The sequence below is a fragment of the Actinocatenispora rupis genome (genome assembly GCF_016861975.1).
Lineage (GTDB): Bacteria > Actinomycetota > Actinomycetes > Mycobacteriales > Micromonosporaceae > Actinocatenispora > Actinocatenispora rupis.
In genome coordinates, this window is record NZ_BOMB01000072.1 from 1 (window position 1) to 880 (window position 880).

An 880-nucleotide genomic window follows, 5' to 3' on the forward strand; every position below is an offset into this window, starting at 1 on the left:
CACTATCAGTTCGAAGCGCTGCATCCTTATAATAACGGAAACGGACGACTCGGCCGATTAATCGCAGTGTTGCAGCTGGTCCAAGAAGGAATCTTGCACCAGCCTGTTCTAAACCTCGCTCCCTGGCTAGAGAACCGCAGAGATGAGTACATTGACGGACTCCTCTCGGTGAGCAAGACCGGAGACTGGAATCCTTGGGTCTCTTTCATATCGACGGCCATCCTCACCCAAGCTGAGGAGGGGATCCGCACTATCAGTGACCTGATTGAGTTCAAGGCGGAAATGATACGGCGCGTTCGCGATGCGAAGTTGCGTGGTGCTGCTGTCGAACTTGCTGAGATCCTGATTGGATACCCGCTTATTGATGTACAGACGGCCAGTTCGCTTATTGGCAAGACATTTGAGACAGCCAATCAGGCAGTATCCAAGTTGGTTTCCCTCGGAATCCTCCACGAGGTAACCGGTCGACGCGTTAACCGTCTGTTTGTATGCAAGGACATTCTCGACATAACAAGCGGGCGGCGCCTCCTGCGCGCCCGGTCCAATCCGAACGAACTGACTCTCTTCTAGCGCCTGATGATGATGATGATTACCATACGACACAAGATCGTAGATGCTCCTACCAGGGACGCATAGCGGACTACACGCGAGCCGCTACAGCGACTAATACCCAGGAGAGCACTCGATCGGAGTCGATGCCGAGCATCGAATCGAGTCCCCTTGCAGTGGCCTCAACCGGTATGCGAGTTGCCGCCTTTAGAGCGATGATTGCGGCGTCATAGGCGACTTCGCCGGTAATGCCGCGCGGGTCAATCAGATACAAACGTTCATCCTTGCCTGTAAGGATGTTCCAGGGTGAGGCATCGGCGTGGCAGAGGCC

At 54.5% G+C, this 880-nt stretch carries 2 protein-coding genes; one reads left to right on the plus strand and one right to left on the minus strand.

Features of this window, described 5'->3' with window-relative positions:
• Positions 1 to 570 (plus strand): Fic family protein (locus tag Aru02nite_RS36295; protein WP_203665085.1); only part of this gene is annotated, 570 nt, incomplete at its 5' end.
• A 70-nt stretch (positions 571 to 640) separates the two neighbouring features.
• Here the strand turns inward: Aru02nite_RS36295 and Aru02nite_RS36300 are convergent.
• The coding region (locus Aru02nite_RS36300; protein ID WP_203665086.1) for a protein kinase family protein at positions 641 to 880 on the minus strand (240 nt) is incomplete at its 5' end.